Genomic DNA, 22,887 nt, shown 5'->3' on the forward strand with positions numbered 1-22,887 from the left:
GCGGCGGCCCTGAGAGCGGCCGGGCCCGGGCACGGAGGCAGCTCCGACCGGCGGGGCCGCGGCGCACCCGGCGCCATGGCCCCGCGCGGTGGCCCCGCACCGGCCTGCCCGGCCGGGCGGGCGCCGCCCGGTCCGGCCATGGGGACCCCGCGCACCCTGCCCGCGCGCGGGCAGGGCCCCTGTACAGCCGCTACGCGCGTAGATATGCTCCCCTCGTGACCATGCGGACGACTCCACCCACAGAGACAGAAAAGGCCGCCGCGGCCCCGCCCCCCACCCCGGCCGGCCGCGCCGTGCCCGGCGCGTTCGCCGACGTCACCGCGTCGGCGTCCACGCTGCGCCGCTTCCTGCACGGGCTGCCGGGCGTGGACGCGGTCGGCCTGGAGGCGCGCGCGGCGGCGCTGGGGACGCGGTCGGTCAAGGCCTCGGCCAAGGCGTACGCCATCGACCTGGCCATCTCCATGATCGACCTGACGACCCTGGAGGGCGCCGACACCGCGGGCAAGGTCCGCGCGCTCGGCGCGAAGGCCGTCCACCCGGACCCGACGGACCGCACCACCCCGCGCACCGCCGCCGTCTGCGTCTACCCGGACATGGTGGCCACCGCGAAGGAGGCCGTCGCCGGCACGGACGTGAAGGTCGCCTCCGTCGCCACCGCCTTCCCCGCGGGCCGCGCCCCGCTGGAGGTGAAGCTCGCGGACGTCCGTGAGGCCGTGGCCGCGGGCGCCGACGAGATCGACATGGTCATCGACCGCGGCGCGTTCCTGTCCGGCGACTACCTGAAGGTGTTCGAGGAGATCGTCGCCGTCAAGGAGGCCTGCCGCCAGGCCCGCCTGAAGGTCATCTTCGAGACCGGCGAACTGTCGACGTACGACAACATCCGCCGCGCGAGCTGGCTCGGGATGATGGCGGGGGCCGACTTCATCAAGACGTCGACCGGCAAGGTCGGGGTCAACGCCACCCCGGCCAACACCCTGCTCATGCTGCAGGCCGTGCGCGACTTCCGCGCGCAGACCGGGGTCCAGGTCGGCGTGAAGCCGGCCGGCGGCATCCGCACGTCGAAGGACGCCGTGAAGTTCCTGGTCCTGGTGAACGAGACCGCGGGCGCGGACTGGCTGGACAACCACTGGTTCCGCTTCGGCGCGTCCAGCCTCCTCAACGACCTGCTGATGCAGCGTCAGAAGCTGGCCACCGGCCGCTACTCCGGTCCCGACTACGTGACGGTGGACTGATCACCATGGCATCTGTATTCGAGTACGCGCCGGCCCCCGAGTCCCGCGCGGTCGTCGACATCGCGCCCTCCTACGGCCTGTTCATCGACGGCGAGTTCACCGAGGCCGCGGACGGCAAGGTCTTCAAGTCCGTGTCCCCGTCGACCGAGGAGGTCCTCTCCGAGGTCGCCCGGGCGGGCGAGGCCGACGTCGAGCGCGCGGTGAAGGCCGCCCGCAAGGCGTTCGAGAAGTGGTCCGCGCTGCCCGGCGCGGAGCGCGCGAAGTACCTCTTCCGCATCGCCCGCATCATCCAGGAGCGCTCGCGCGAGCTCGCCGTCCTGGAGACCCTCGACAACGGCAAGCCGATCAAGGAGACCCGCGACGCGGACCTCCCGCTGGTCGCCGCGCACTTCTTCTACTACGCGGGCTGGGCCGACAAGCTCGACCACGCCGGGTTCGGCCCGGCCCCGCGGCCGCTGGGCGTCGCGGGCCAGGTCATCCCCTGGAACTTCCCGCTGCTCATGCTGGCCTGGAAGATCGCCCCGGCCCTCGCGACCGGCAACACGGTGGTCCTCAAGCCCGCCGAGACGACCCCGCTCTCCGCGCTGTTCTTCGCGGACATCTGCCGCCAGGCGGGCCTGCCCAAGGGTGTCGTCAACATCCTTCCGGGGTACGGCGACGCGGGCGCGGCCCTGGTCGCGCACCCGGACGTGAACAAGGTGGCCTTCACCGGCTCCACGGCCGTCGGCAAGGAGATCGCGCGCACGGTCGCGGGCACGGACAAGAAGCTCACCCTCGAACTGGGCGGCAAGGGCGCGAACATCGTCTTCGACGACGCCCCGGTCGACCAGGCCGTCGAGGGCATCGTCACGGGCATCTTCTTCAACCAGGGCCAGGTCTGCTGCGCCGGGTCGCGCCTGCTCGTGCAGGAGTCGATGCAGGAGGAGCTGCTCGACGCCCTCAAGCGCAGGCTCTCCACGCTGCGCCTGGGCGACCCGCTGGACAAGAACACCGACATCGGCGCGATCAACTCCGCCGAGCAGCTCGCCCGCATCACCGCCCTCGCCGACCAGGGCGAGGCGGAGGGCGCCGAGCGCTGGTCCCCGGCGTGCGAGCTGCCCACCTCCGGCTACTGGTTCGCCCCGACGCTGTTCACGGGCGTCACCCAGGCGCACACCATCGCCCGGGACGAGATCTTCGGCCCCGTTCTGTCGGTGCTGACCTTCCGCACCCCCGACGAGGCCGTCGCCAAGGCGAACAACACGCAGTACGGCCTGTCGGCGGGCGTCTGGACGGAGAAGGGCTCGCGCATCCTCGCGGTCGCGAACAAGCTCCGCGCGGGCGTCGTCTGGGCCAACACGTTCAACAAGTTCGACCCGACCTCGCCCTTCGGCGGCTACAAGGAGTCGGGCTTCGGCCGCGAGGGCGGCCGCCACGGCCTGGAGGCGTACCTCGATGTCTGAGCGCTTGACTGTCTTCAAGACCTACAAGCTGTACGTGGGCGGTAAGTTCCCGCGTTCCGAGAGCGGCCGGGTGTACGAGGTGACGGACTCCAAGGGCAACTGGCTGGCCAACGCCCCGCAGTCGTCCCGCAAGGACGCGCGGGACGCGGTGGTGGCCGCACGCAAGGCGTTCGGCGGCTGGTCGAACGCGACGGCGTACCTGCGCGGGCAGATCCTGTACCGCGTGGCGGAGATGCTGGAGGGCCGCCGCGACCAGTTCGCGCGCGAGGTCGCCGACGCCGAGGGCCTGTCGAAGTCCAAGGCCGCGGCGGTCGTGGACGCCGCGGTCGACCGCTGGGTCTGGTACGCGGGCTGGACCGACAAGATCGGCCAGGTCGTGGGCGGGGCGAACCCGGTCGCCGGGCCGTTCCTCAACCTCTCCACGCCGGAGCCGACAGGCGTCGTCGCGGTGCTCGCGCCCCAGGAGTCGTCCTTCCTGGGCCTGGTGTCCGTCGTCGCCCCGGTGATCGCCACCGGCAACACGGCGGTCGTCGTCGCCTCCGAGAAGGCCCCGCTCCCGGCCCTGTCCCTGGGCGAGGTCCTGGCCACGTCGGACGTGCCCGGCGGTGTCGTCAACATCCTCTCCGGCCGCACGGCGGAGCTCGCGGCCCCGCTGGCCGCGCACCAGGACGTGAACGCCATCGACCTCACGGGCGCCGACGCCGGCCTGGCGAAGGACCTGGAGATCGCGGCTGCGGACAACCTGAAGCGCGTGCTGCGTCCACAGGCTGTGGACGGCGACTTCACCGCGCCCCCCGGCACGGAGCGCCTCACCGCCTTCCTGGAGACGAAGACGGTCTGGCACCCCACGGGGTCGCTGGGCGCGTCGGGCTCCTCGTACTGAGCCCCGTCCCTTCCTCTCCTCTCCTCACGCCCGGACGCCGGGCGGGCCGGCCTCGGCCCGCCCGGCGTTCGCGCGTACCCGCCGCCCGCGCGTACCCGCCCGGCCTCCCGCACCCGTCCGGCCCGATAATGGCGGCGTGATCGACAAGCGTCTGCGCGTGGTCCTGGCCGAGGACTCCGTCGTCCTCCGTGACGGCATGGTCGAGCTGCTCGGCGCCCGCGGGTGCGAGGTGGTGGCGGCCACGGGTACGGCGCCCGAGCTGCTCGCCGCGGTGGCCGCGCACCGGCCCGACGTGGCCGTGGTGGACATCCGCATGCCGCCCACGCACACCGACGAGGGCATCCGCGCCGCCGTCGACATCCGCGCGCGCACGCCCGAGGTCGGCATCCTGGTCTTCTCCCAGCACGTCGAGACCGTCTGGGCCTCCCGGCTGCTCGCGGACGGTACGGCGGGCGTCGGGTACCTGCTCAAGGAGCGCGTCGCCCGCACCTCCGAGTTCGTGGACGCGCTGCACCGGGTCGCCGACGGCGGTACGGCGCTCGACCCCGCGGTGGTCACCCAGCTCCTGCGCGGCGGGCGGCGCCCCAAGGTCGACGCCCTGACGCCGCGCGAGTACGAGGTCCTCGAGCTGATGGCGCAGGGCCACTCCAACCGCTCCATCGCCACGCTGTTCGCGGTGTCGGAGCGGGCGGTGGAGAAGCACGTGGCCGCCGTCTTCGCCAAGTTCGGCCTGCGGGCGACGGACACCGACAACCGGCGGGTGAAGGCCGTCCTCACGTATCTGGCGGAGAGCGGGAGCTGACGATTCCGGGTCACGGCCCAGGGCGGAGCGCCCCGGGCGGGGGCGTCACAGGCGCGCCGGGAGTTCGGCGGTGATCACGGTGGGGCCGCCGGGCGGGCTGTCGACCCGCAGGACGCCGTCCACCGCCGCGAGCCGCCCGGCGAGGCCGGTCAGCCCGGTCCCGGTGCCGGGCGCCGCGCCGCCGCGGCCGTCGTCGCGCACGGTCAGGGTGACCCGGCCGCCGGCCGCGGTCGCGGCGAGTCCGGCCGAGCGGGCACCGCTGTGCCGGGCCATGTTGGTGAGCAGCTCGGCGGCGCAGTAGTAGACGGCGCGCTCGACCGCCGGGTCCGGGCGTTCCCGCAGGTCCAGGTCGACGGTGACCGGCACCGGCGCGGTGGCGGCGAGCCCCGGCAGCGCCTCGCCGAGCCCGCCGTCCAGCGCCACGGGGTGGATGCCCCGGGTGAGCAGCCGCAGCTCGGCGATGGTGGCGTCGGTCTGACCGCGGGCGCGGTCCACCAGGTCGCGCAGCCGCCCGAGGTCCGGCCCGGCGGCGGGGCCGAGCGCGTCGTCGGCCAGCGAGAGGGTGATGGCCAGGGCGACGAGCCGGGCCTGGGTGCCGTCGTGCAGGTCGCGCTCCAGACGGCGGAGCCGGTCGGTGTTCTCCGTGAGCAGGGCGGCGCGGGCAGCCTCCAGCTCCGTGACGCGCCGCTGGGCGCGGGCGGGGCCGAGCAGCAGCCGGGCGAGCCACCGGTTCGCCCGGCTCAGCGCCCGGACCGCGCCGGGCACCGCGGCCAGGAGGACCAGGCCGAGCGGGACCGAGACGGCGGTGGGCCACAGGGCCGGCCGCTGGTCCGGTTGCAGCAGGCGCACCCAGAGCGGGAAGCCGATCAGCCAGCCGCAGCCCAGCGGCACCACGACGGCGGCGGCGAAGCCGAGCACGCCGAGCGGCAGCCGCAGCACCAGGTAGAGCAGGGCCCGCCAGGCGGCCGGGTCGGTCAGGGCGACGCGGCACCGGGCGACCGGGCCCTTCGCGCGGGGCGGCGCGGCCGGGGCCTCGACGCGCTCGCCGAGCAGCCGCGCGACCAGCCGCCGGTGCAGCGCCCCGAGCGCTCGCGCGCCGGTCAGCGCCACGGCCACGAACGGCAGGCCGAGCACGGTGAGCGAGAGCAGTGCCCCCGCGTAGAGGACGGCGAGCGCGTAGCCGCCGCCGACCACGGCGAGCGGCAGCCCGGCCAGGGCGAAGGCCCAGTCACCGCCGCGCACGCGCAGGACGCCCTTTATGCCCTTTACACCCTTGATGCGCCTTGTGCTGTTGCGCCTTGTGCTGCTGCGCCTTGCGTCCCGTACGTCATGACCGTCCCGGTCCCCCCGGACGCCGGGGCCCCGCCGCTCAGCCACGTACGGCTCCGGGCCCCGTGGCGCGCTCCCCGGCGGTCGGCGGCCTCACGACGGACCCCTGGCGGGCGAGGCGCTCGACACCGCCCGTGTCCCGGGGTGCGGGGCGCCCGGCCGCAGGGCGCCCCGAGGCGGGCGCAACGCGCCTGGCCGCAGGGCGCCCGGACACATCAGGGCACAGCCCGCCCTGGCACAGGGCACCCGGGCGCAAGGCACCCGGCCGCAAGGCACCCAACCGCGGCACAACCCGCCGTGAGGCGCCCGTGCGCGGGCCCGGTCCGCCGCCCCGTTCACTCACGGCCGTCCCCCGCCGCCTCCACCGCCGCGCCGCGCGTCGCGCGCGCCCCCGTGGCCAGGATGCCGGGGACGGTCAGCGCCGCCGCGCCCGCGACGGTCACGGCGCAGGCGGTCGCCGGGACGGACGGCAGCGGCGAGCCGGTCACCGCGAGGCTGAACGCCGCCGACGCGGCGCCCGCGACCACCGCGCCGAGCAGGACGCCCACCGCCGTGGTCAGCACCGCCTCCACGGTCAGCACCCGCATGAGCTGGGCCCGGGTCGCGCCGACCAGCCGCAGCAGCGCGAACTCGCGGCGCCGCTCGGCGGTCACGGCGACCAGGGTGTTCACGGTGGAGACGGCGGCGAAGCAGACCAGCAGCGCCAGCTCGGCCTGGCGCAGCCAGACGTCCGTGTCGGAGGTGACGGCGGTCGCGGCCGCGCCCGAGACGTCCTCGGCGGTACTCGTCATGATCATCATGGTGCCGGAGAGCCCGACGAGCAGCGCGACCGGCACCACGGCGGAGGACAGCCGCCGCGCGTACCCGCGCAGGTTGGCGTCGGCCAGCCACCCCGCGCCGGGGGCCACCGCCCGCAGCGGAGCGCCCAGGGCGGCGGCCAGGACGCGCGCCGCGAGCGGCCCGACCAGGGCGACGCCCGTGAGCAGGACCAGCGAGGCCAGCAGCGCCGCCTGCCCCGCCTTGTCCACCTCGCCCGCCGGGCGGGTCGCGGCCAGGCGCAGCAGCAGCCCGCCGCCGGCCAGCGCGCCGACGCCGGCCAGCAGGCGGGGCACGCCCGTCCGCCCGTGCTCGGTGGAGCTCGCGGTGAGGGCGGCCGCGGGCGCGATGCGGGAGATCCGCCGGGCCGCGACGGCCGTGGCCACCAGGCCGACGGCGAGCGTGACGGCCAGCGCGACCAGCATGGGCAGCGGCGTCCCCGGCACCCGGACGTCCGGCGCCGCCATCCCGCGCCGCTGCAGCGCGGCGAGGAAGCGGCGGGCCGCCACCGCGCCGACGGCCCACGCGGGCACGGCGACCAGCAGCGTGGTCGCGACGACCTGGCCGCGCACCAGCCGCCGCGTCTGCCGGGGCGTGGCGGCGACGGTGCGCAGCAGGGCCAGTTCGCGGTGCTGCTGGCGCAGCGTGAAGCCCAGCGCGTTGACCACGACGAAGAACGCGACCAGGACGGCGATCTCGCCGAAGGCACCGGCGATCACCATCAGCCCGGGCCCCGCGACCGCCTCCCGGGCGGCGGGGGCCGTGGCGTCGGCGGCCACCAGCGAGCCGAACAGGGTCACGGTGGCGACGGCGAGGAAGAGCGCGACCGCCAGGCCGACGAAGGCGGCCGGACGACGGCGCATCTGCCCGAGGCCGATCGGGGCCATCGCGCTCACCCGCCCAGCCGGCTCAGGCGGGCGCCGACCTCGGCCGCGGTGGGCCGGTCGAGCGCGTCCACCAGCAGGCCGTCGGCGAGCAGCAGCACCCGGTCCGCGTACCCGGCGGCGACCGGGTCGTGGGTCACCATCACGCAGGTCCGCCCCTCCTCGTCCACCCCGGCGCGCAGCAGGGCGAGGATCTCGTGGCCGGTGGCCCGGTCCAGCGCGCCCGTGGGCTCGTCGGCGAAGAGCACCTGGGGGCGCGCCACCAGCGCCCGGGCGATCGCCACCCGCTGCTGCTGCCCGCCGGACAACTGCCCGGGCCGGTGCCGCTCCCGCCCGGCGAGGCCCACCCGGGCGAGCGCGTCCCGGACCCGGCCCCGGTCGGGCCGCTCGCCCGCCAGCCGGCCGGGGAGTTCGACGTTCTGCGCGGCCGTCATCGCCGGCATCAGGTTGAACGCCTGGAAGACGAACCCGACCCGGCTGCGCCGCAGTTCCGCGAGGCGCCGCTCGGGCAGCCGGGACACCTCGGTGCCGCCCCACCAGACGGAGCCCCGGGTGGGTCGGTCCATCCCGGCGAGGCAGTGCAGCAAGGTGGTCTTGCCCGAGCCCGAGGGGCCCATCACCGCCGTGAACGTCCCGGGGGCGAGGCGCACGGACACCCCCCGCAGCGCCCGTACGGCGGCGGTCCCGCGCCCGTACTCCCGGTGCAGGTCCTCCGCCCGGGCGGCGTCCGCCGCCCCGTCCCCCGCTCTTTCCTTCGCCCTGTACGTCGCTCTGTCCGTCGCCGTCTCAGCCATGCCCCCAGCCTCGCCGCCGCGGGCGCGGCGGTCGATCATGCCCGCCCCCGGAACGGTGGTTCGGGAAACCGCACCCCCGCGGAGCCCGGCCCTCCGGTACGTGGCCGCCGTCGTCTCCCGGGCGTGCGCCGCACGGCACCCGCCCCGCCCGGCGCTCCCCCGCCGCCGGGAGGGGATAATGCCTCGCGGGCGTGCGCGACCCCGCGAGGTCGAGTCACGGCACACAGGTCCGGCTGTCCGGCACAACCGCAGGTGAGAAGGTTCAGAGCTTTGGGTCCCCATCCTCCGACACCCACGCGCGTCGTCCTGCTCACCGGGCCCTCCGGTTCGGGCAAGTCGTCGTTCGCGGCCCGCAGCGGGCTGCCCGTCCTGTGTCTCGACGACTTCTACAAGGAGGGCACCGACCCGACGCTGCCGCTCGTCGAGGGCAGTACGGACATCGACTGGGACTCGCCGCGGTCCTGGGACGCGGACGTGGCGGTCGCCGCGATCAGCGAGCTGTGCCGCACGGGGCGTACGCGCGTACCGGTGTACGACATCGCCACGAGCGCGCGGGTCGGTGAGGAGACGCTCGACATCGAGCGCACGCCGCTGTTCATCGCCGAGGGCATCTTCGCGGCGGACATCGTGGAGCGCTGCCGGGAGCTCGGCGTGCTCGCGGACGCGCTCTGCCTGCGCGGGCGCCCGTCCACCACGTTCCGCCGCCGGCTCCTTCGCGACCTGCGCGAGGGCCGCAAGTCCGTGCCGTTCCTGCTGCGCCGCGGCTGGCGCCTGATGCGCGCCGAACGCGCCATCGTGGCCCGCCAGACCGCCCTGGGCGCCCACCCGTGCGGCGCGGAGGAGGCCCTCGGCCGCCTCACGGACGCGGCGGCGGGCCGCCGCGCGCGGGCCCACGCGAGCGCCGCGTAGCACCGCCCGGTCCGCGGGCACCGTACGCCGCGCGGAACAGGCCCCGTACAGCGGCACGGCAGCATGAAGAGCGGGACCGGAAAGACCCCCCGGCCTTCCGGTCCCGCGGTTTTCCCCCGTGGTCCCCCGTGTTCCCCCCTCTTTTTCCTGCTTCCGCCGCTTCCCCCCTAGGAGCGGCGGCCCCCGTTCCCCCTGTCCTCAGGCGACCAACTCGCCGAAGGACTCCTCCTGGTCACGGCCGAAGCTGAGGACCTCGTCCTCGCGCAGCCGGCGGAGGGACCGCCAGATGCTGGACTTCACCGTGCCGACACTGATGTCGAGGATGTCCGCGATCTCCGGGTCCGTGCGGCCCTCGTAGTAGCGCAGGACCAGCATGGTGCGCTGGAGTTCGGGCAGCCGGGCGAGCGCCTGCCACAGGACGGCGCGCAGCTCGGTGCCGCGCATCGCGTCCGTGTCGCCGACGGTCTCCGGCAGTTCCTCGGTCGGGTACTCGTTGAGCTTGCGGCGGCGCCACGCGCTGATGTGCAGGTTCGTCATGGTGCGCCGCAGGTAGCCGCCGACGGCGGCCTTGTCGCTGATCCTGTCCCAGGCGCGGTACGTCGAGAACAAGGCGCTCTGCAGCAGGTCCTCGGCCTCGAAGCGGTCGCCGGTCAGGTGGTAGGCGGTGGCGTACAGGGAGGCGCGGCGCTCCTGGACGTAGGCGGTGAACGCCGTTTCGGCGTCCTCGGCCTCCGACCGGGAGGTCCGTTCCCCCGACTCCTCCCTGTACGCGGCGGCTCCCCCGCGAGCTCCCCCGTCACCGCCGCCCTTGAGCGCGTCAACCACCGTCATGTAACCGGTGTGCTGACGCCCGGTGCCGCGAGCGCACCCCCGCCCGCTCACGGCACCGGACTTCTCGTGCTTCTCAGAACTCCGGTGGACGTCGTGCAGACGCGTGACAACTGCGCTTGAGCTGGTGCTGTGCAGCGTGTTCATCTCGCGCCCCCCGTCGTGGAGTCTGGGATTTCCGTGTGACCAAAACTCTGCCGGAGCCACTTCATGGCGGTGTCCGCCGACTGTCACAGGCCTGTCACAGGGGTTCTTGCCCCACCGTCCAAGATCGACGACACCGTTCGCTCGTGTGGGTGCCGTGTGAGACGCCGGCCAACAGTCGAACTGCGCCCGCGCCATGGGACAGAATGACGTTCGTGCCTTCCCTGTTGCTGATCGAGGACGACGACGCCATCCGGACGGCCCTGGAGCTCTCACTGACGCGCCAGGGTCACCGGGTGGCCACTGCTGCCACCGGCGAGGACGGGCTGAAGCTCCTGAGCGAGCAGCGGCCGGACCTGATCGTGCTGGATGTGATGCTGCCCGGCATCGACGGCTTCGAGGTGTGCCGCCGCATCCGGCGCACCGACCAGTTGCCGATCATCCTGCTGACCGCGCGCAGCGACGACATCGACGTGGTCGTGGGCCTCGAGTCGGGAGCCGACGACTACGTGGTCAAGCCCGTGCAGGGGCGGGTGCTCGACGCCCGGATCCGGGCGGTCCTGCGCCGCGGCGAGCGCGAGGCGAACGACGCGGCGACGTTCGGCTCCCTGGTGATCGACCGCGCGGCGATGACGGTGACGAAGAACGGCGAGGACCTGCAGCTCACGCCGACCGAGCTGCGGCTCCTGCTGGAGCTGAGCCGGCGGCCCGGGCAGGCCCTGTCGCGCCAGCAGCTCCTGCGCCTGGTGTGGGAGCACGACTACCTGGGCGACTCGCGGCTCGTGGACGCGTGCGTGCAGCGCCTGCGCGCCAAGGTCGAGGACGTGCCGTCCTCGCCGACGCTGATCCGTACCGTGCGCGGCGTGGGCTACCGGCTGGACGCGCCTCAGTGACAGCACCGCACGACCAGTCCCGCGGCCTGTCCGCGGTCCGCAAGGCACTCTGGTCCGGCCTGCGCTTCACGAGCCTGCGGCTGCGCCTCGTCGTCGTCTTCGCCCTGGTGGCGCTGACCGCGGCGGTGTCCGCGTCCGGCATCGCGTACTGGCTCAACCGCGAGGCCGTGCTGACGCGCGCGCAGGACGCCGCGCTGAAGGACTTCCGGCAGCAGATGCAGACCCGCGCGGGCGCGCTGCCGCCGAACCCCACGCAGGACGCGCTGCAGGCCGCCGCCGGCCAGATGGCCAAGAGCAGCCAGCGCTACAGCGTGCTCCTGGTCGGGGAGGACCCCCGCGGCCGGCGGATCCACGGCTACTCCGACCTGGACGGGTTCACCCTCGCCAAGGTGCCGCGGGCGCTGCGCGAGGCCGTGCGCAAGGAGCAGCCGCTCACCGACGGCAACAAGAGCCCGTACCACCTGTACTGGCAGCGGACCGTCGAGCACGGCACGCCCTACCTCGTCGGCGGCACGCGGATCGTCGGGGGCGGTCCGACGGGGTACATGCTCAAGTCCCTGGAGCCGGAGGCGAAGGACCTCAGCTCGCTGGGCTGGTCGCTCGCCATCGCCACGGCGCTCGCGCTGGTCGGCTCCGCGCTGCTCGCGCAGGCGGCCGCGACGACGGTCCTGAAGCCGGTGCACCGCCTGGGGGTGGCCGCGCGCCGCCTCGGCGAGGGCAAGCTGGACACCCGGCTCCGGGTGTCGGGGACCGACGAGCTGGCCGATCTGTCCCGTACGTTCAACCGCACGGCGGAGAACCTGGAGAAGAAGGTCGCGGACATGAGCGCCCGGGACGAGGCGAGCCGGCGCTTCGTGGCGGACATGTCGCACGAGCTGCGTACGCCGCTGACCGCGATCACGGCGGTGACGGAGGTCCTGGAGGAGGAGCTGGACGCCGAGACCGGCAGTGTCGACCCGATGATCGAGCCCGCGGTCCGGCTCGTGGTGAGCGAGACGCGGCGCCTCAACGACCTGGTGGAGAACCTGATGGAGGTCACCCGCTTCGACGCGGGCACCGCCAAGCTCGTCCTCGACGACGTCGACATCGCCGACCAGATCACCGCCTGCATCGACGCCCGCGCCTGGCTGGACGCCGTCGACCTGGACGCCGAGCGCGGCATCATGGCCCGGCTCGACCCGCGCCGCCTGGACGTGATCCTGGCCAACCTCATCGGCAACGCGCTCAAGCACGGCGGCTCCCCGGTGAAGGTGTCGGTGCGCCTGGACGGCGACAGCCTCGTCATCTCCGTGAAGGACGGCGGCCCGGGCATCCCCGAGGACGTCCTGCCGCACGTCTTCGACCGCTTCTACAAGGCGAGCGCGTCCCGGCCGCGGTCGGAGGGCAGCGGGCTCGGCCTGTCCATCGCGCTGGAGAACGCGCACATCCACGGCGGCGAGATCACGGCCGCGAACGCGCCCGCGGGCGGCGCGGTGTTCACGCTGCGGCTGCCGCGCGACGCCTCGCCGCTGACGGCCGAGCCGGAGTCCGGCGCGGGCGCCGGCGGGGCGGCCGGGGCCGGCGGGGCCGGGGCCGGGGAACGTTCCGAGGAAGGCAAGGAAGAGACATGACCAGGCGACGCCTGCGGGGCGTCCTTGCCGCCGCCGCGCTCACCACCGTGCTGGCCGGGTGCGGCATCCGCTCCACCGAGGTGCCCACCGACTTCGGCGCCGCGCCCTCGCGGGTGCCGTGCGGGGCGTCGGCGTCCGGCATCTCGGCGCGCGACCAGGCGACGGGCGTGCCCGTGCAGATCTTCCTGGTGTGCTCGGGCCGGCTCGTCCCCGCGGACCGGACCGTCCGCGTCCCCGCGCAGCAGGGCGGCACGGACCGGGTGCGCGTCGCGCGGGCGCTCCTCACCGAGCTGTCCGCCGCGCCCGCCGCGGACGAGAAGCAGGCCGGGTACACCACGGAGGTGCGCCGGGGCCTCACCGTCACGGGCCCCCGGTCCGGCGACCCGGGCGAGGCGCTGCGGCTCAGCAGGCGCCCCCAGGAGCTGCCGACGGCCGCGCTCTCCCAGCTCGTGTGCACGTACGCGGAGAGTGCCGCGTCGGACGGCGGGGCGGTGCTGCTCGGCGGCCCCGCCGGGACGGACCTCCGCCGCTACGAGTGCACCCCCGAGGTCCGGGACCGGCCCGGCCGGGTGGCGCCGCCCTCCCGGCCCGCGGAGTCCTGAAGGGCCAGGGGCCGGGGGCCGTTGCGGCCCGCGCGGAACCGATCCCGCCGCCCGGCGCGTCTTGGGGGGCGTGCGTCAAGGCTCGGGCGGGCGCGGTGCCGCCATTCGCTTGCGCGCGGCGGGAGGGGTCCTCCTCGCCGCGCATCTCCTGGTCGTCGCGTGGATCACGCTGCGGCCGCTGGACGTGCCCTGGGTGAGCGCCGCGAATCTGGAGCCGCTGGCCGGCATCAAGGCCGACCTGGCGCGCGGGCCCGAGCAGGCGGCGCGGCAGATCGGCGGGGCGCTGCTGCTGCTCGCGCCGCTCGGGGCGCTGCTGCCGCTGGTGGGGGGCCGCCTCGACGTGTCGCCGCTGGCCTCCCTGGCCCGTACGGTCACGGCGGGCGCGCTGCTCTCGCTGGGCATCGAGCTGCTCCAGACCGGGGTGCCGGGGCAGGTCGTGGACATCGACTCGCTGTTCCTGAACACCAGCGGCGTCGCGCTCGTCCACGTCTGCGTGGTGCCCGCCGCGCGGGCCCGGCTGCGCCGCCGCCGCGGGGCGCGCCGCCGGGGTGTGCGCCCCCGGGCGCACCGCCCGCGGGAGGAGGCCGCTCAGGGGTCGACCCCGACGATTCCCAGGGTCGGGATCGCCCCGTAGCCCGATGCCCGGTGGCTCCGGGGCTCCTACCGTGGAGTCATCGGGGTATACGGAAGCCGTTGCCTCTCGTACGCGATCCGACGTCGGCCCCTGAAGGAGTCACCATGTCCGCCCTTGTCCGCCCCACCGACGGCCGCATGATCGGCGGTGTCTGCGCCGCCCTCGCCCGCCGCTTCGGCATGTCGGCGAGGACCATGCGCGTGATCTTCGTGCTGTCGTGCCTGCTGCCCGGCCCCCAGTTCCTGCTGTACGTCGCGCTGTGGATCCTGCTGCCGACCGAGGGCAAGGCCAAGACGGCCTGGTGACCGCGGCGCCCGTGGCGCGGCCCGGCCCCCGCGCACGACGACGGGGCGCACCCTTCGAGGGTGCGCCCCGTCAGTCGTGTGCGGCGCGGTGCGCGCCGGGTGCCGCGCGGGTCAGAGCGGCAGGCCGAGGCCCTGCGTCGGCAGGCTCTGGGTGGGCAGGCCGCCGAGGAGCTGGGCGACCGGGTCGGCCGACTGCTGTTCGCCGGACTCCCGCCCGGCCGCCTTCCGGCCGTCCTCGCCCTCGTCGTCGCCCGGGGCGGTGGCGGTCTTCGTGGCGCCTTCCACCGACTCGGTCGGCAGCGCCGGGACGAGGCGGTCGACGGCGGGGCCGGGTGCGGACACGCCGCTGGTGAGGGCGTCCTGGCCCGCGGTGAGGGACTCGGGCGCCCCCGCCGGCAGGGTGCCGGCGGTCTGGTCCAGGGGCAGCGTCGTGGTGACGGTCTCCAGGGCGGTCGCGGGGTCCGGAACGGCGGCCGGGGCCGCGTGCGCGGCACCCGCGCCGAGGGCGGCGAAGGCGGCACCGAGCGCGGCGACACCGAGGGTCTTGGCGGCAGACTGCTTCATGGCAATGCGTCCTTGGTCCGGGGGCGTTGAGCGGTGCCCGACGTTAAACACCCCCCGGCGAGGCCCGCAAACAGCCGAAAGCGGCCGGGAGGTGGTAGTCCCGGCCGCCCCGTTGACGTACAAAATCCGCTTAGCTGTCGATGGAACCGCTGGTGGAGGCGGTCTGGCGGAACAGCCATTCGGACTTGAGCTCGGCGTATCCGGGCTTGATGACGTCATTGATCATCGCGAGGCGTTCGTCGAAAGGAATGAACGCCGACTTCATGGCATTGACGGTGAACCACTGCATGTCGTCGAGCGTGTAGCCGAAGGTCTCCACGAGGTGCTCGAACTCGCGGCTCATGCTGGTGCCGGACATCAGGCGGTTGTCCGTGTTCACGGTGGCCCGGAAGTGCAGCCGGCGGAGCAGCCCGATCGGGTGCTCGGCGTACGAACGCGCGGCGCCGGTCTGGAGGTTGGAGCTCGGGCACAGCTCCAGCGGGATGCGCTTGTCGCGGACGTAGGAGGCGAGGCGGCCGAGCTGGACCGTGCCGTCCTCGGCGACCTTGATGTCGTCGATGATGCGCACGCCGTGGCCGAGGCGGTCGGCGCCGCACCACTGGAGGGCCTGCCAGATGGAGGGCAGCCCGAAGGCCTCGCCGGCGTGGATGGTGAAGTGGTTGTTCTCGCGCTTGAGGTACTCGAAGGCGTCGAGGTGGCGGGTGGGAGGGAAGCCCGCCTCGGCGCCCGCGATGTCGAACCCGGCGACGCCCGAGTCGCGGTAGCGGTTGGCGAGTTCGGCGATCTCCAGGGCGCGGGCCGCGTGCCGCATGGCGGTGAGCAGGGCGCCGACGCGGATGCGGTGGCCGTTGGCCTTGGCGCGCCGCTCGCCCTCGCGGAAGCCCTCGTTGACGGCCTCGACGACCTCTTCGAGGGTCAGGCCGGCCTCCAGGTGCTGCTCGGGGGCGTAGCGCACCTCGGCGTAGACGACGCCGTCCTCGGCGAGGTCCTCGGCGCACTCGGCGGCGACGCGCCTGAGGGCGTCCTTGGTCTGCATGACGGCGCAGGTGTGCGCGAACGTCTCCAGGTACCGCTCGAGGGAGCCGGAGTCCGCGGCCTCGCGGAACCAGACGCCGAGCTTGTCCGGGTCGGTCTCGGGCAGGCCCGCGTAACCGCAGTCGCGGGCCAGGTCGACGACGGTGCCGGGGCGCAGGCCGCCGTCGAGGTGGTCGTGGAGCAGGACCTTGGGGGCGCGGCGGATCTGCTCGGAGTCCGGGGTGCCCGGGGCGGTGCCACGGCCCGTGTGACCGCTTCCTTCGGTGATCTTGTTGATCTGGCTCGTCATTTTCGCACTCTAACGCCTACGCGCGTAGAACTCACTGGTCGATACGGAACGGTGACCGGGCGGACGGGTGGCATACGGCGTGTCTTCTGCCACTGTTCTGCCATGGCTCAGCAAGCGACCTCCCGTCCCGCTCGCACGGCCGGTCTCGGTCGCCCGATCGGCACGCGCCCCGCGACGGTGAGCGCGGCGGTGCTGCTCCTGCCGGGCGGCCACGCCACCTCCACCCGCAGGCCGTCCTTCCTCGCCGCGGCGGCGGTGCGGTCCCTGGGGCGGCGGCTCGCCCGCGCCGGGCGCCCGGACGGCCTCGCCGCGCACGCGGTGCGCTACCGGGTGAGCGGCTGGAACGGCACCGAGGCCGAGCTCGCGCGGGACGCGGAGTGGGCGGCCGACGAGGTGGTGCGCCGCTACGGCGACGTGCCGGTGTGCCTGGCCGGGGTCGGCATGGGCGGCCGCGCGGCGCTGCGCGCGGCCGGGCACTCGGCCGTCGAGTCCGTGCTCGCGCTCGCCCCGTGGCTGCCCGAGGAGGACGTGGCGGCGCCGCCCGAGCCGGTGAAGCAGCTCGCCGGCCGGCAGGTGCTCATCGTGCACGGCACGAACGACGAGCGGACCGACCCCGAGCTGTCGTTCCGGCTCGCGGAGCGGGCGAAGAAGGCGAACCCGGACGTGTGCCGGTTCGAGGTCCACTCGGACGGGCACCGGCTGAGCCAGCACCACGACGAGGTGCTGGCGCTGGCCGTGGACTTCGTGCGGGGGTCTTTGTACGGGTATCCCTACGCCCGGCCCCTGGAGGACGCGCTGGCGGCTCCGCCGCCCATCGGGCTGCGTATGCCGCTTGCCTCCGGCTTCGGGAGGGCTCTGCGGGGTTGATCGTTCGCTGCTGACTGCGGGTGCGTTTGTGGCTGGTCGCGCAGTTCCCCGCGCCCCTTCGGGCGCTTCCGTGCGGGGCGCGGGGAACTGCGGTGCACCGTTTACGGCAGGCGGACCGACTGGGCGTGGCGGAAGATGTTCTTCGGGTCCCAGGTCGCCTTGGCCTTCTGCAGCCGGGCGTAGTTGTCCTTGTAGTAGAGGCTGTTCCACGCCGTCGACGAGGTGTTCCAGGCGGCGTCGCCGAGGTCCTTGTCGGGGTAGTTGACGTAGCAGCCGTCGTTGATCTCGTTCGGCACCGGGACGCCGCCGGTCTCCGCGTACACGTCCTTGTAGAACTCGCGGATCCAGGCGAGGTGCTTGGCCTCGTCGGCCGGGTTGGTCCAGTAGGTCTGGTACTGGAGCTTGAGCACCGAGTCGCGCTGCGGCACGGCGGTGTCGCCGGGCTTGACGCTGTTGATGCGGCAGCCGTACGAGTCGACCTGGAGCAGGGCGTCGCCGTTGCTGTAGTCGGTGCGCGTCAGGTGCTTGTACATCGCCTTGATCTGGTGGGCGGAGAAGCCCTTGCGCGCGTACGCCGACTTGTACTTGCCGTACAGCGTGGGGTTGCCGCCGCTGAGGTAGTCGGTGGCGATGTACCAGGGCAGCGTGCGCGGCTTGGCGAACTGCGGCATGGCCGCGTGCTCGCCCGCCCGCTGGGTCATCGCCCGGCGGGTGACGCCCACGCCCGCGGAGACCGCGGCCAGGTAGTCGTCGAGGAGTGCCTGGGCGTTCGGGACCGTGGCGTCCATCTGCGTGAGCAGCACGATCTCGGAGTTGGCACTGGCCTTCTGGTTCAGCTTCAGCAGGCCGAACAGCGAGTTGTACTTGGAGTCCGGCGCGCTGTTCTGCTCGTGCCAGGTGCCCCAGTTCTGCAGCAGCCGGGTGAAGGACGCCTCGGTCATGTCCTTCCAGGGGAAGGCCGTGGCGTGCACGAAGACCTCGGACGGGGGCTTCGGCAGGAGCTTGGTGGGGTCGGTGCCGGTGGCGCCGGGCGAGCGCAGCCAGTACCGGGTGATGAGGCCGAAGTTGCCGCCGCCACCGCCGGTGTGGGCCCACCACAGGTCCCTGAGGCGCTCGTCACCGGAGTCGCGGGTGGCGACGACCGCCTTGGCGGTGCCGTTCCGGTCCACCGTGACGACCTCGACGCCGTAGAGGTGGTCGACGGTCAGGCCGTGCAGGCGGGAGAGCAGGCCGTAGCCGCCGCCGGATATGTGGCCGCCCGCGCCGACGGAGGCACAGGAGCCCGCCGGGAGCGTGACGCCGTACAGCTTGTAGAGCGTCTCGTAGATCTGCAGGTTGGAGGCGCCGCCCTCGACGGCGAAGGCGTTGCGGCCCTCGTCGTAGTAGACCCGCGTCATGCCGGACATGTCGATGACGACCTGGACGTCCTTGTTGAAGACGAAGTCCTCGTAGCAGTGGCCGCCGCTGCGCACCGTGAGCCGCTTGCCCGCGGCGACCGCGTCCTGCACGGCCCGCACCGCCTGGGCGGTGGTGGTGACCAGGCGCACGTAGTCGGGGTCGGCGACCCAGCGCTGGTTGATGCCGCGGACCAGGTCGGGGAAGCGCGGGTCGCTGGGCTGGACCGTGATGTAGTCCGGCGTCGTGGCGGTCTCGGCCGCCACCGCGGCCGCCGAGGCCCCGGCCGACCGGGGCGCGGCCTGGGCGCTCGCGGGCAGGGCGGTGGTGACGGCCGCGCCGCCGGCGACGGCGGCGGCGCCGGTGAGGAGGGATCTGCGGCCCAGAGGTCTGTCCTGCTTTGCCATGTGTGCCTCACTTGTCTCGCGCATGGCGATGTCGGCCCAACGGGCATGACGCCAAGGGAAGTTGAAGACGCATCGAACGATGATCGATCAAGAGACTAGACCAATGGGACGGGCGTGGCGCAACACCTTGACCGTTAAAAGTGTCCGAACTGCCAGCCCGGACCCGTTTGATTGCAGCATGTGCAACTCGTCCTACTGACCGGTCCCGCCCAAACCACGGCGTACCGGGCAACTTGACGTCACGTCAGGTACGGCGCCGGGGGCGCGGTCGCCCTCACCGCGGCAGCAACTGGCCCCGCCTGCCGAGCAGGAACCGCTTGAAGGCCGCCACCGGAGCCGTGTCCGGGTGGCCGTCCAGCCAGGCGACGCCGATCTCGCGGACCGCCCGCTGCCCGGTGACCGTCAGCTCGACGACCCCCGGCCGGGCCACGGCGGGCGGCGGCAGCAGCGCCACGCCGAGGCCCGCGGCCACCAGGCCCCGCAGGGTCTCCGCCTCCTCCCCCTCGAAGGCGACCCGCGGCTTGAACCCGGCCTCGGCGCAGAGCGCGTCCGTGATCCGGCGCAGCCCGTACCCCGGCTCCAGGGTCACGAAGGCCTCGTCGGCGGCCTCCGTCAGGCGCACCCGCTTGCGCCCGGCGAGCCGGTGGTCGTCCGGCACGACGAGCCGCAGGCGCTGCTCGTCCAGGCGGCGGGCGACCAGGTCGGGCGCGTCCGGCACCGGCGAGGTCAGGCACAGGTCCAGCTCGCCCGCGCGCAGCCGCTCCAGCATCGCCTCGCCGTAGTTCTGCACCAGGCTGAAGCGCACCCGCGGGTGGTCGGCGCGGAAGGCGCGGATCAGCCCGGGCACGGTCTCGGAGCCCATGGTGTGCAGGAACCCGAACGCCACCTTGCCCGAGGCGGGGTCGGCGTCGGCGCGGACGGACTCGGCGGCCCTGCCGACCTCCGCGAGCGCGCGCTCCACGGAGGCGAGGAAGGTGCGGCCCGCCGGGGTGAGCGACACCGTGCGCCCGTGCCGCGCGAAGAGGTCGACGCCCAGGTCCCGTTCGAGCCGCACCAGCGCCCGGGACAGCGTGGACTGCGGCACCTGGAGCTCCTGGGCGGCGCGCGTGACGTGCTCGGTGCGGGCGACCCCGGCGAAGTACGCGAGCCGCGGGGCGAGCAGGCGCACGATGTGATCTGTGTCCTCTGTGTCACTGTTCTGCGACAGCCGCCCCGCTGACCTCCGCTGATGCTCCATGGGATGGATTATGGCCGGTTCATGCATTGGACGCATGAGCCGGGGCCGTCCTACGTTCGGGACATGCCTCCTGCCAGTAGCGGGGCGACCGCCACCCACGCGGCCGCCCTTCCCCCAGCGTCCCCCGAACCGTCCGCTCCCCGTTCGACCCACGACAGCCGCATGGCACCCGGAGGCCCCGGCTACCGCCGCATGAGCTTCGCGCTCTTCCTTGCGGGCGTCGCCACCTTCGCCCTGCTCTACTCCACGCAGGCCCTGCTCCCCCTGCTCTCCGCCGACCTGGGCGCGAGCGCGTCCACGGCGAGCTGGACCGTGTCCGCCGCGACCGGCGCCCTCGCGCTGTGCGTGCTGCCGCTGAGCGCCCTGTCGGAGCGGTACGGCCGCCGGACCCTGATGACCGCCTCGCTGGCCGTCGCCGTCGTGGTCGGCCTGCTCGTGCCGCTGGCCCCTTCGGTGGGCGCGCTGATCGCGCTGCGCGCCGTGCAGGGCGCCGCGCTCGCCGGACTGCCCGCCTCCGCCATGGCGTACCTCGCCGAGGAGGTGCGGCCCAAGGCGCTGGTCGCCGCGATCGGCATGTTCGTGGCGGGCAACTCCATCGGCGGCATGAGCGGCCGCATCGTCACCGGCTGGGTGGCGCAGGCCTGGGGCTGGCGCTGGGCGCTCGGCGTGGTCGGCGCCGTCGCGGTGCTGTGCGCGCTGGCCTTCCGCGCGCTGCTGCCCGCGCCGCGCCACTTCACGCCGGGCACGCTCAGCCCGAGGTCGCTGGGCCGCACCGTGCGCACCCATCTGTCGAACCCGCTGCTGTGCCGCCTGTACGCGATCGGCGCGCTGTTCATGACGGTGTTCGGCGCGGTCTACACGGTGATCGGCTACCGCCTCACCGAGGCGCCGTTCTCGCTGCCGCAGGGCGTCATCGGCTCGATCTTCCTGGTCTACCTGGTCGGTACGGCCTCCTCGGCGGCGGCCGGCAGGCTGGTGGGCCGCCTCGGCCGCCGCGGCGCCCTCTACCTGGGCGCGGGCACGACGGCCGCCGGTCTGCTGCTGTCCCTGTCGTCCGCCCTGCTCCTGGTCCTGCTCGGCCTCGTGCTGATCACCGCGGGCTTCTTCGCGGGCCACGCGGTGGCGTCCTCGTCGGTGAGCCGCACGGCCACGACGGGCCGCGCCCAGGCCTCCGCGCTCTACCAGTCCGCGTACTACGTCGGCAGCAGCGCGGGCGGCACGCTCGGCGCGGTCGCCTTCCACTCCGGCGGCTGGGGCGGCACGGTCGCGCTCGGCGCGCTCGCGGTGGCGGGCGTCGTCGGCATCACGCTGTACGGGACGCGGGTGGCGCGCGGCCTGACGGCCGCGGGCGCGCACCACTGACCGCCCGGGCGGTGTGGTGCCACCCCCGTGAGCTGCTGATTTCTCCGCTCCGGGGGCCATTGTCAGTGGGCTGCGGTAGCTTCCGGAGTACTGGGACTTCCGCACGCACACCGCGGGCAGCGGGTCCGCGGGGAGCCGGCGCCGGCCGGCACGGGCACTGGGGTGGGTTGGGATGAGCAAGGTTGTCGGGGCGGCCACGGAGCTGGACGCCAGTCTCGAGAAGTACCGCGTCGAGCTCACGGGGTACTGCTATCGCATGCTGGGCTCGGCCTTCGAGGCCGAGGACGCCGTGCAGGACACGATGGTCCGCGCCTGGCGGAGCTACGAGAAGTTCGAGGGCCGCTCCAGCCTCCGCTCCTGGCTGTACCGCATCGCGACCAACGTCTGCCTGGACATGCTGAACGCGGGCAACCGCCGCGCCCGTCCCATGGACCTGACCGCGTCCACGCCGCTGGCGCAGGCGGCCCTCACCCCCCGCGCGGACAACGTCTGGCTGGAGCCGATACCGGACGCCCGCGTGCTGCCCGCCGTCAGCGGCCCCGAGGAGGCGGCCGTCGCCAAGGAGTCGGTGCGGCTCGCCTTCGTCGCCGCGCTCCAGCAACTGCCCGCCAAGCAGCGGGCAGTGCTGATCCTGCGCGAGGTGCTCGCGTGGAAGGCGAGCGAGGTCGCCGAGCTCCTCGGCACCACGGTCGCCTCCGTGAACAGCGCCCTCCAGCGGGCCCGCGCGACCCTCGCCGAGCGCCCCGCAGACGACTCCGCCACGTCCGACCCGCTGGACGAGGACCAGCGGAAGCTCCTCGACCGCTACGTGAAGGCCTTCGAGGGGTACGACATGGCGGCCCTGACGGCCCTGCTCCACGAGGACGCCGTCATGACGATGCCCCCGTTCGACCTGTGGCTGCGCGGGCCGCGGGACATCACCGGCTTCATGTCGACGATGGGCGCGCCGTGCGCGGGCTCGCGGCTGCTGCCGGTCGCGGCCAACGGCACGCCCGGCTTCGCACAGTACAAGCCCGACCCGGACAACGGCGGCTACATGCCCTGGGCGATCCAGGTCATCGAGATCTCAGAGGGCCGCGTCGCCGGATTCCACTGCTTCCTCGACACCCAGCGGTGGTTCCCGCTCTTCAGGGTGCCGCTCCACCTCGACGCATAGCTCCGCGAGGCCGACCAGGCCCAGCAGGGCCCACAGGGCCGGGGTGGGACCGCGCAGCCGCAGCCCCACCCCCGCCCTGCGGGCCGCCAGCCGCAGCCGGGCCACGGCGTCGACCGTGGCCAGGTCGGCCGTGGTGACGCCGCGCAGGTCGCACACGACGGGGCCCTGGCCGGGCCGGGCCACCCGGTCCAGCTCGGCGCAGAGCGCCGGAACGTCGTCCTTGCGGACGGGCCCGGTGAGGACCATGAGGTTCGCGGGGGTCTCCTCGGATTCAGCCACGCACAAAGGACCGCCCCACGCCCCCGAACTCATCGGTGAGCCTCCCGACCCCACTCCCGGGTAAGGCTCCGGTCGAGGTGGCTCTCAGCGCGTCCGGCGTTTGAGGACGAGGTGCGGAGCGCCGATGAAGGGGGAAAGGGGCGGAGCCCCAGACGAAGGGGCCCGGGCCCGGGGGTGGTTGCTCCCCGG

Annotated in this window: 22 protein-coding genes; 13 read left to right on the plus strand and 9 right to left on the minus strand. The window is 74.1% G+C overall.

Features of this window, described 5'->3' with window-relative positions:
• Window positions 1-179: 179 nt before the first annotated feature.
• From deoC to QK440_RS11060, 4 genes are all read left to right on the plus strand, one after another.
• Window positions 180-1,232: a deoxyribose-phosphate aldolase gene (gene deoC, locus QK440_RS11045; RefSeq protein WP_282792887.1), complete on the plus strand. Its 1,053-nt coding sequence runs from the start codon at window positions 180-182 to the stop codon at window positions 1,230-1,232.
• Window positions 1,233-1,237: 5 nt separating this feature from the next.
• Window positions 1,238-2,674 carry an aldehyde dehydrogenase family protein gene (locus tag QK440_RS11050; RefSeq protein WP_282792856.1) on the plus strand — a complete coding sequence of 479 codons (1,437 nt, stop codon included), beginning with the start codon at window positions 1,238-1,240 and terminating at the stop codon, window positions 2,672-2,674.
• Entirely contained in the window at window positions 2,667-3,557 is an 891-nt protein-coding gene (locus QK440_RS11055) for an aldehyde dehydrogenase family protein (protein WP_282792857.1), read from the plus strand. Before QK440_RS11050 ends, QK440_RS11055 begins: the two co-directional genes overlap by 8 nt.
• A 136-nt stretch (window positions 3,558-3,693) precedes the next feature.
• Window positions 3,694-4,359 carry a response regulator transcription factor gene (locus QK440_RS11060; RefSeq protein WP_282792858.1) on the plus strand — a complete coding sequence of 222 codons (666 nt, stop codon included), beginning with the start codon at window positions 3,694-3,696 and terminating at the stop codon, window positions 4,357-4,359.
• Window positions 4,360-4,404: 45 nt separating this feature from the next.
• Here QK440_RS11060 and QK440_RS11065 read toward each other — a convergent pair whose 3' ends face one another.
• The 3 genes from QK440_RS11065 to QK440_RS11075 all read right to left on the minus strand — a co-directional run bounded on the left by QK440_RS11065 (window position 4,405) and on the right by QK440_RS11075 (window position 8,182).
• On the minus strand, window positions 4,405-5,601 hold the full coding sequence (locus QK440_RS11065; protein ID WP_282792859.1) for a sensor histidine kinase: 1,197 nt from the start codon (window positions 5,599-5,601) through the stop codon (window positions 4,405-4,407).
• A 422-nt stretch (window positions 5,602-6,023) separates the two neighbouring features.
• Window positions 6,024-7,391: an FtsX-like permease family protein gene (locus QK440_RS11070; RefSeq protein ID WP_282792860.1), complete on the minus strand. Its 1,368-nt coding sequence runs from the start codon at window positions 7,389-7,391 to the stop codon at window positions 6,024-6,026.
• A gap of 5 nt (window positions 7,392-7,396) precedes the next feature.
• The gene (locus tag QK440_RS11075; protein ID WP_282792861.1) at window positions 7,397-8,182 is read right to left on the minus strand and encodes an ABC transporter ATP-binding protein; all 786 of its coding nucleotides are present in this window, start codon (window positions 8,180-8,182) and stop codon (window positions 7,397-7,399) included.
• A 270-nt stretch (window positions 8,183-8,452) separates the two neighbouring features.
• Here QK440_RS11075 and QK440_RS11080 point away from each other — a divergent pair, with 270 nt between their 5' ends.
• On the plus strand, window positions 8,453-9,091 hold the full coding sequence (locus tag QK440_RS11080) for an ATP-binding protein (RefSeq protein WP_282792862.1): 639 nt from the start codon (window positions 8,453-8,455) through the stop codon (window positions 9,089-9,091).
• A gap of 198 nt (window positions 9,092-9,289) precedes the next feature.
• Here the strand turns inward: QK440_RS11080 and QK440_RS11085 are convergent, their stop codons facing one another.
• Complete coding sequence (locus QK440_RS11085) at window positions 9,290-10,066, minus strand: SigE family RNA polymerase sigma factor (protein ID WP_282792863.1); 777 nt, start codon at window positions 10,064-10,066, stop codon at window positions 9,290-9,292.
• Between the two features lie 212 nt (window positions 10,067-10,278).
• On the opposite strand from QK440_RS11085, the gene afsQ1 reads away from it, so the two are divergent.
• The 5 genes from afsQ1 to QK440_RS11110 all read left to right on the plus strand — a co-directional run bounded on the left by afsQ1 (window position 10,279) and on the right by QK440_RS11110 (window position 14,107).
• Window positions 10,279-10,956, plus strand: coding sequence for a two-component system response regulator AfsQ1 (afsQ1, locus tag QK440_RS11090; RefSeq protein WP_190134928.1), 678 nt, complete (start codon window positions 10,279-10,281; stop codon window positions 10,954-10,956).
• Complete coding sequence (locus QK440_RS11095) at window positions 10,953-12,566, plus strand: HAMP domain-containing sensor histidine kinase (RefSeq protein ID WP_282792864.1); 1,614 nt, start codon at window positions 10,953-10,955, stop codon at window positions 12,564-12,566. Before afsQ1 ends, QK440_RS11095 begins: the two co-directional genes overlap by 4 nt.
• Window positions 12,563-13,168, plus strand: a complete 606-nt coding sequence (locus tag QK440_RS11100) for a hypothetical protein (RefSeq protein WP_282792865.1) — start codon at window positions 12,563-12,565, stop codon at window positions 13,166-13,168. Before QK440_RS11095 ends, QK440_RS11100 begins: the two co-directional genes overlap by 4 nt.
• A gap of 109 nt (window positions 13,169-13,277) precedes the next feature.
• Window positions 13,278-13,802 (plus strand): VanZ family protein, encoded by a 525-nt coding sequence (locus QK440_RS11105; RefSeq protein ID WP_282792866.1) that lies wholly within the window; start codon window positions 13,278-13,280, stop codon window positions 13,800-13,802.
• A 104-nt stretch (window positions 13,803-13,906) separates the two neighbouring features.
• Window positions 13,907-14,107: a PspC domain-containing protein gene (locus tag QK440_RS11110; RefSeq protein ID WP_282792867.1), complete on the plus strand. Its 201-nt coding sequence runs from the start codon at window positions 13,907-13,909 to the stop codon at window positions 14,105-14,107.
• A 111-nt stretch (window positions 14,108-14,218) separates the two neighbouring features.
• On the opposite strand, the gene QK440_RS41375 is transcribed toward QK440_RS11110, so the two are convergent.
• On the minus strand, window positions 14,219-14,671 hold the full coding sequence (locus QK440_RS41375) for an ATP-binding protein (protein ID WP_349239281.1): 453 nt from the start codon (window positions 14,669-14,671) through the stop codon (window positions 14,219-14,221).
• Window positions 14,672-14,801: 130 nt separating this feature from the next.
• Window positions 14,802-15,995, minus strand: coding sequence for an adenosine deaminase (locus tag QK440_RS11120; RefSeq protein WP_282792868.1), 1,194 nt, complete (start codon window positions 15,993-15,995; stop codon window positions 14,802-14,804).
• A gap of 102 nt (window positions 15,996-16,097) precedes the next feature.
• Here QK440_RS11120 and QK440_RS11125 point away from each other — a divergent pair, with 102 nt between their 5' ends.
• The gene (locus QK440_RS11125; protein WP_282792869.1) at window positions 16,098-16,862 is read left to right on the plus strand and encodes an alpha/beta hydrolase; all 765 of its coding nucleotides are present in this window, start codon (window positions 16,098-16,100) and stop codon (window positions 16,860-16,862) included.
• A 101-nt stretch (window positions 16,863-16,963) separates the two neighbouring features.
• On the opposite strand, the gene QK440_RS11130 is transcribed toward QK440_RS11125, so the two are convergent.
• Together QK440_RS11130 and QK440_RS11135 are read right to left on the minus strand one after the other, a co-directional pair.
• Window positions 16,964-18,664, minus strand: coding sequence for an FAD-binding oxidoreductase (locus QK440_RS11130; RefSeq protein WP_282792870.1), 1,701 nt, complete (start codon window positions 18,662-18,664; stop codon window positions 16,964-16,966).
• Window positions 18,665-18,938: 274 nt separating this feature from the next.
• The gene (locus QK440_RS11135; protein ID WP_282792871.1) at window positions 18,939-19,901 is read right to left on the minus strand and encodes a LysR family transcriptional regulator; all 963 of its coding nucleotides are present in this window, start codon (window positions 19,899-19,901) and stop codon (window positions 18,939-18,941) included.
• A gap of 63 nt (window positions 19,902-19,964) precedes the next feature.
• Here QK440_RS11135 and QK440_RS11140 point away from each other — a divergent pair, with 63 nt between their 5' ends.
• Together QK440_RS11140 and QK440_RS11145 are read left to right on the plus strand one after the other, a co-directional pair.
• Window positions 19,965-21,263, plus strand: a complete 1,299-nt coding sequence (locus tag QK440_RS11140; RefSeq protein ID WP_282792872.1) for an MFS transporter — start codon at window positions 19,965-19,967, stop codon at window positions 21,261-21,263.
• A 172-nt stretch (window positions 21,264-21,435) separates the two neighbouring features.
• Window positions 21,436-22,419, plus strand: coding sequence for a sigma-70 family RNA polymerase sigma factor (locus QK440_RS11145; RefSeq protein WP_282792873.1), 984 nt, complete (start codon window positions 21,436-21,438; stop codon window positions 22,417-22,419).
• Here QK440_RS11145 and QK440_RS11150 read toward each other — a convergent pair.
• On the minus strand, window positions 22,330-22,698 hold the full coding sequence (locus QK440_RS11150; RefSeq protein WP_282792874.1) for an STAS domain-containing protein: 369 nt from the start codon (window positions 22,696-22,698) through the stop codon (window positions 22,330-22,332). The genes QK440_RS11145 and QK440_RS11150 overlap by 90 nt on opposite strands.
• Between the last annotated feature and the right edge of the window lie 189 nt (window positions 22,699-22,887).

Source organism: Streptomyces sp. CC224B (assembly GCF_030010595.1).
GTDB lineage: Bacteria > Actinomycetota > Actinomycetes > Streptomycetales > Streptomycetaceae > Streptomyces > Streptomyces longispororuber.

What these genes read in the sequence shown, in the direction of transcription:
- QK440_RS11050 (WP_282792856.1), top strand. Translation starts at nt 1,238, where the DNA reads ATGGCATCTGTATTCGAGTACGCGCCGGCCCCCGAGTCCCGCGCGGTC.
- QK440_RS11055 (WP_282792857.1), top strand. Translation starts at nt 2,667, where the DNA reads ATGTCTGAGCGCTTGACTGTCTTCAAGACCTACAAGCTGTACGTGGGC.
- QK440_RS11070 (WP_282792860.1), bottom strand. Translation starts at nt 7,391, where the DNA reads ATGGCCCCGATCGGCCTCGGGCAGATGCGCCGTCGTCCGGCCGCCTTC.
- QK440_RS11075 (WP_282792861.1), bottom strand. Translation starts at nt 8,182, where the DNA reads ATGGCTGAGACGGCGACGGACAGAGCGACGTACAGGGCGAAGGAAAGA.
- QK440_RS11085 (WP_282792863.1), bottom strand. Translation starts at nt 10,066, where the DNA reads ATGAACACGCTGCACAGCACCAGCTCAAGCGCAGTTGTCACGCGTCTG.
- QK440_RS11100 (WP_282792865.1), top strand. Translation starts at nt 12,563, where the DNA reads ATGACCAGGCGACGCCTGCGGGGCGTCCTTGCCGCCGCCGCGCTCACC.
- QK440_RS11110 (WP_282792867.1), top strand. Translation starts at nt 13,907, where the DNA reads ATGTCCGCCCTTGTCCGCCCCACCGACGGCCGCATGATCGGCGGTGTC.
- QK440_RS41375 (WP_349239281.1), bottom strand. Translation starts at nt 14,671, where the DNA reads ATGAAGCAGTCTGCCGCCAAGACCCTCGGTGTCGCCGCGCTCGGTGCC.
- QK440_RS11120 (WP_282792868.1), bottom strand. Translation starts at nt 15,995, where the DNA reads ATGACGAGCCAGATCAACAAGATCACCGAAGGAAGCGGTCACACGGGC.
- QK440_RS11125 (WP_282792869.1), top strand. Translation starts at nt 16,098, where the DNA reads ATGGCTCAGCAAGCGACCTCCCGTCCCGCTCGCACGGCCGGTCTCGGT.
- QK440_RS11130 (WP_282792870.1), bottom strand. Translation starts at nt 18,664, where the DNA reads ATGGCAAAGCAGGACAGACCTCTGGGCCGCAGATCCCTCCTCACCGGC.
- QK440_RS11135 (WP_282792871.1), bottom strand. Translation starts at nt 19,901, where the DNA reads ATGGAGCATCAGCGGAGGTCAGCGGGGCGGCTGTCGCAGAACAGTGAC.
- QK440_RS11140 (WP_282792872.1), top strand. Translation starts at nt 19,965, where the DNA reads ATGCCTCCTGCCAGTAGCGGGGCGACCGCCACCCACGCGGCCGCCCTT.
- QK440_RS11145 (WP_282792873.1), top strand. Translation starts at nt 21,436, where the DNA reads ATGAGCAAGGTTGTCGGGGCGGCCACGGAGCTGGACGCCAGTCTCGAG.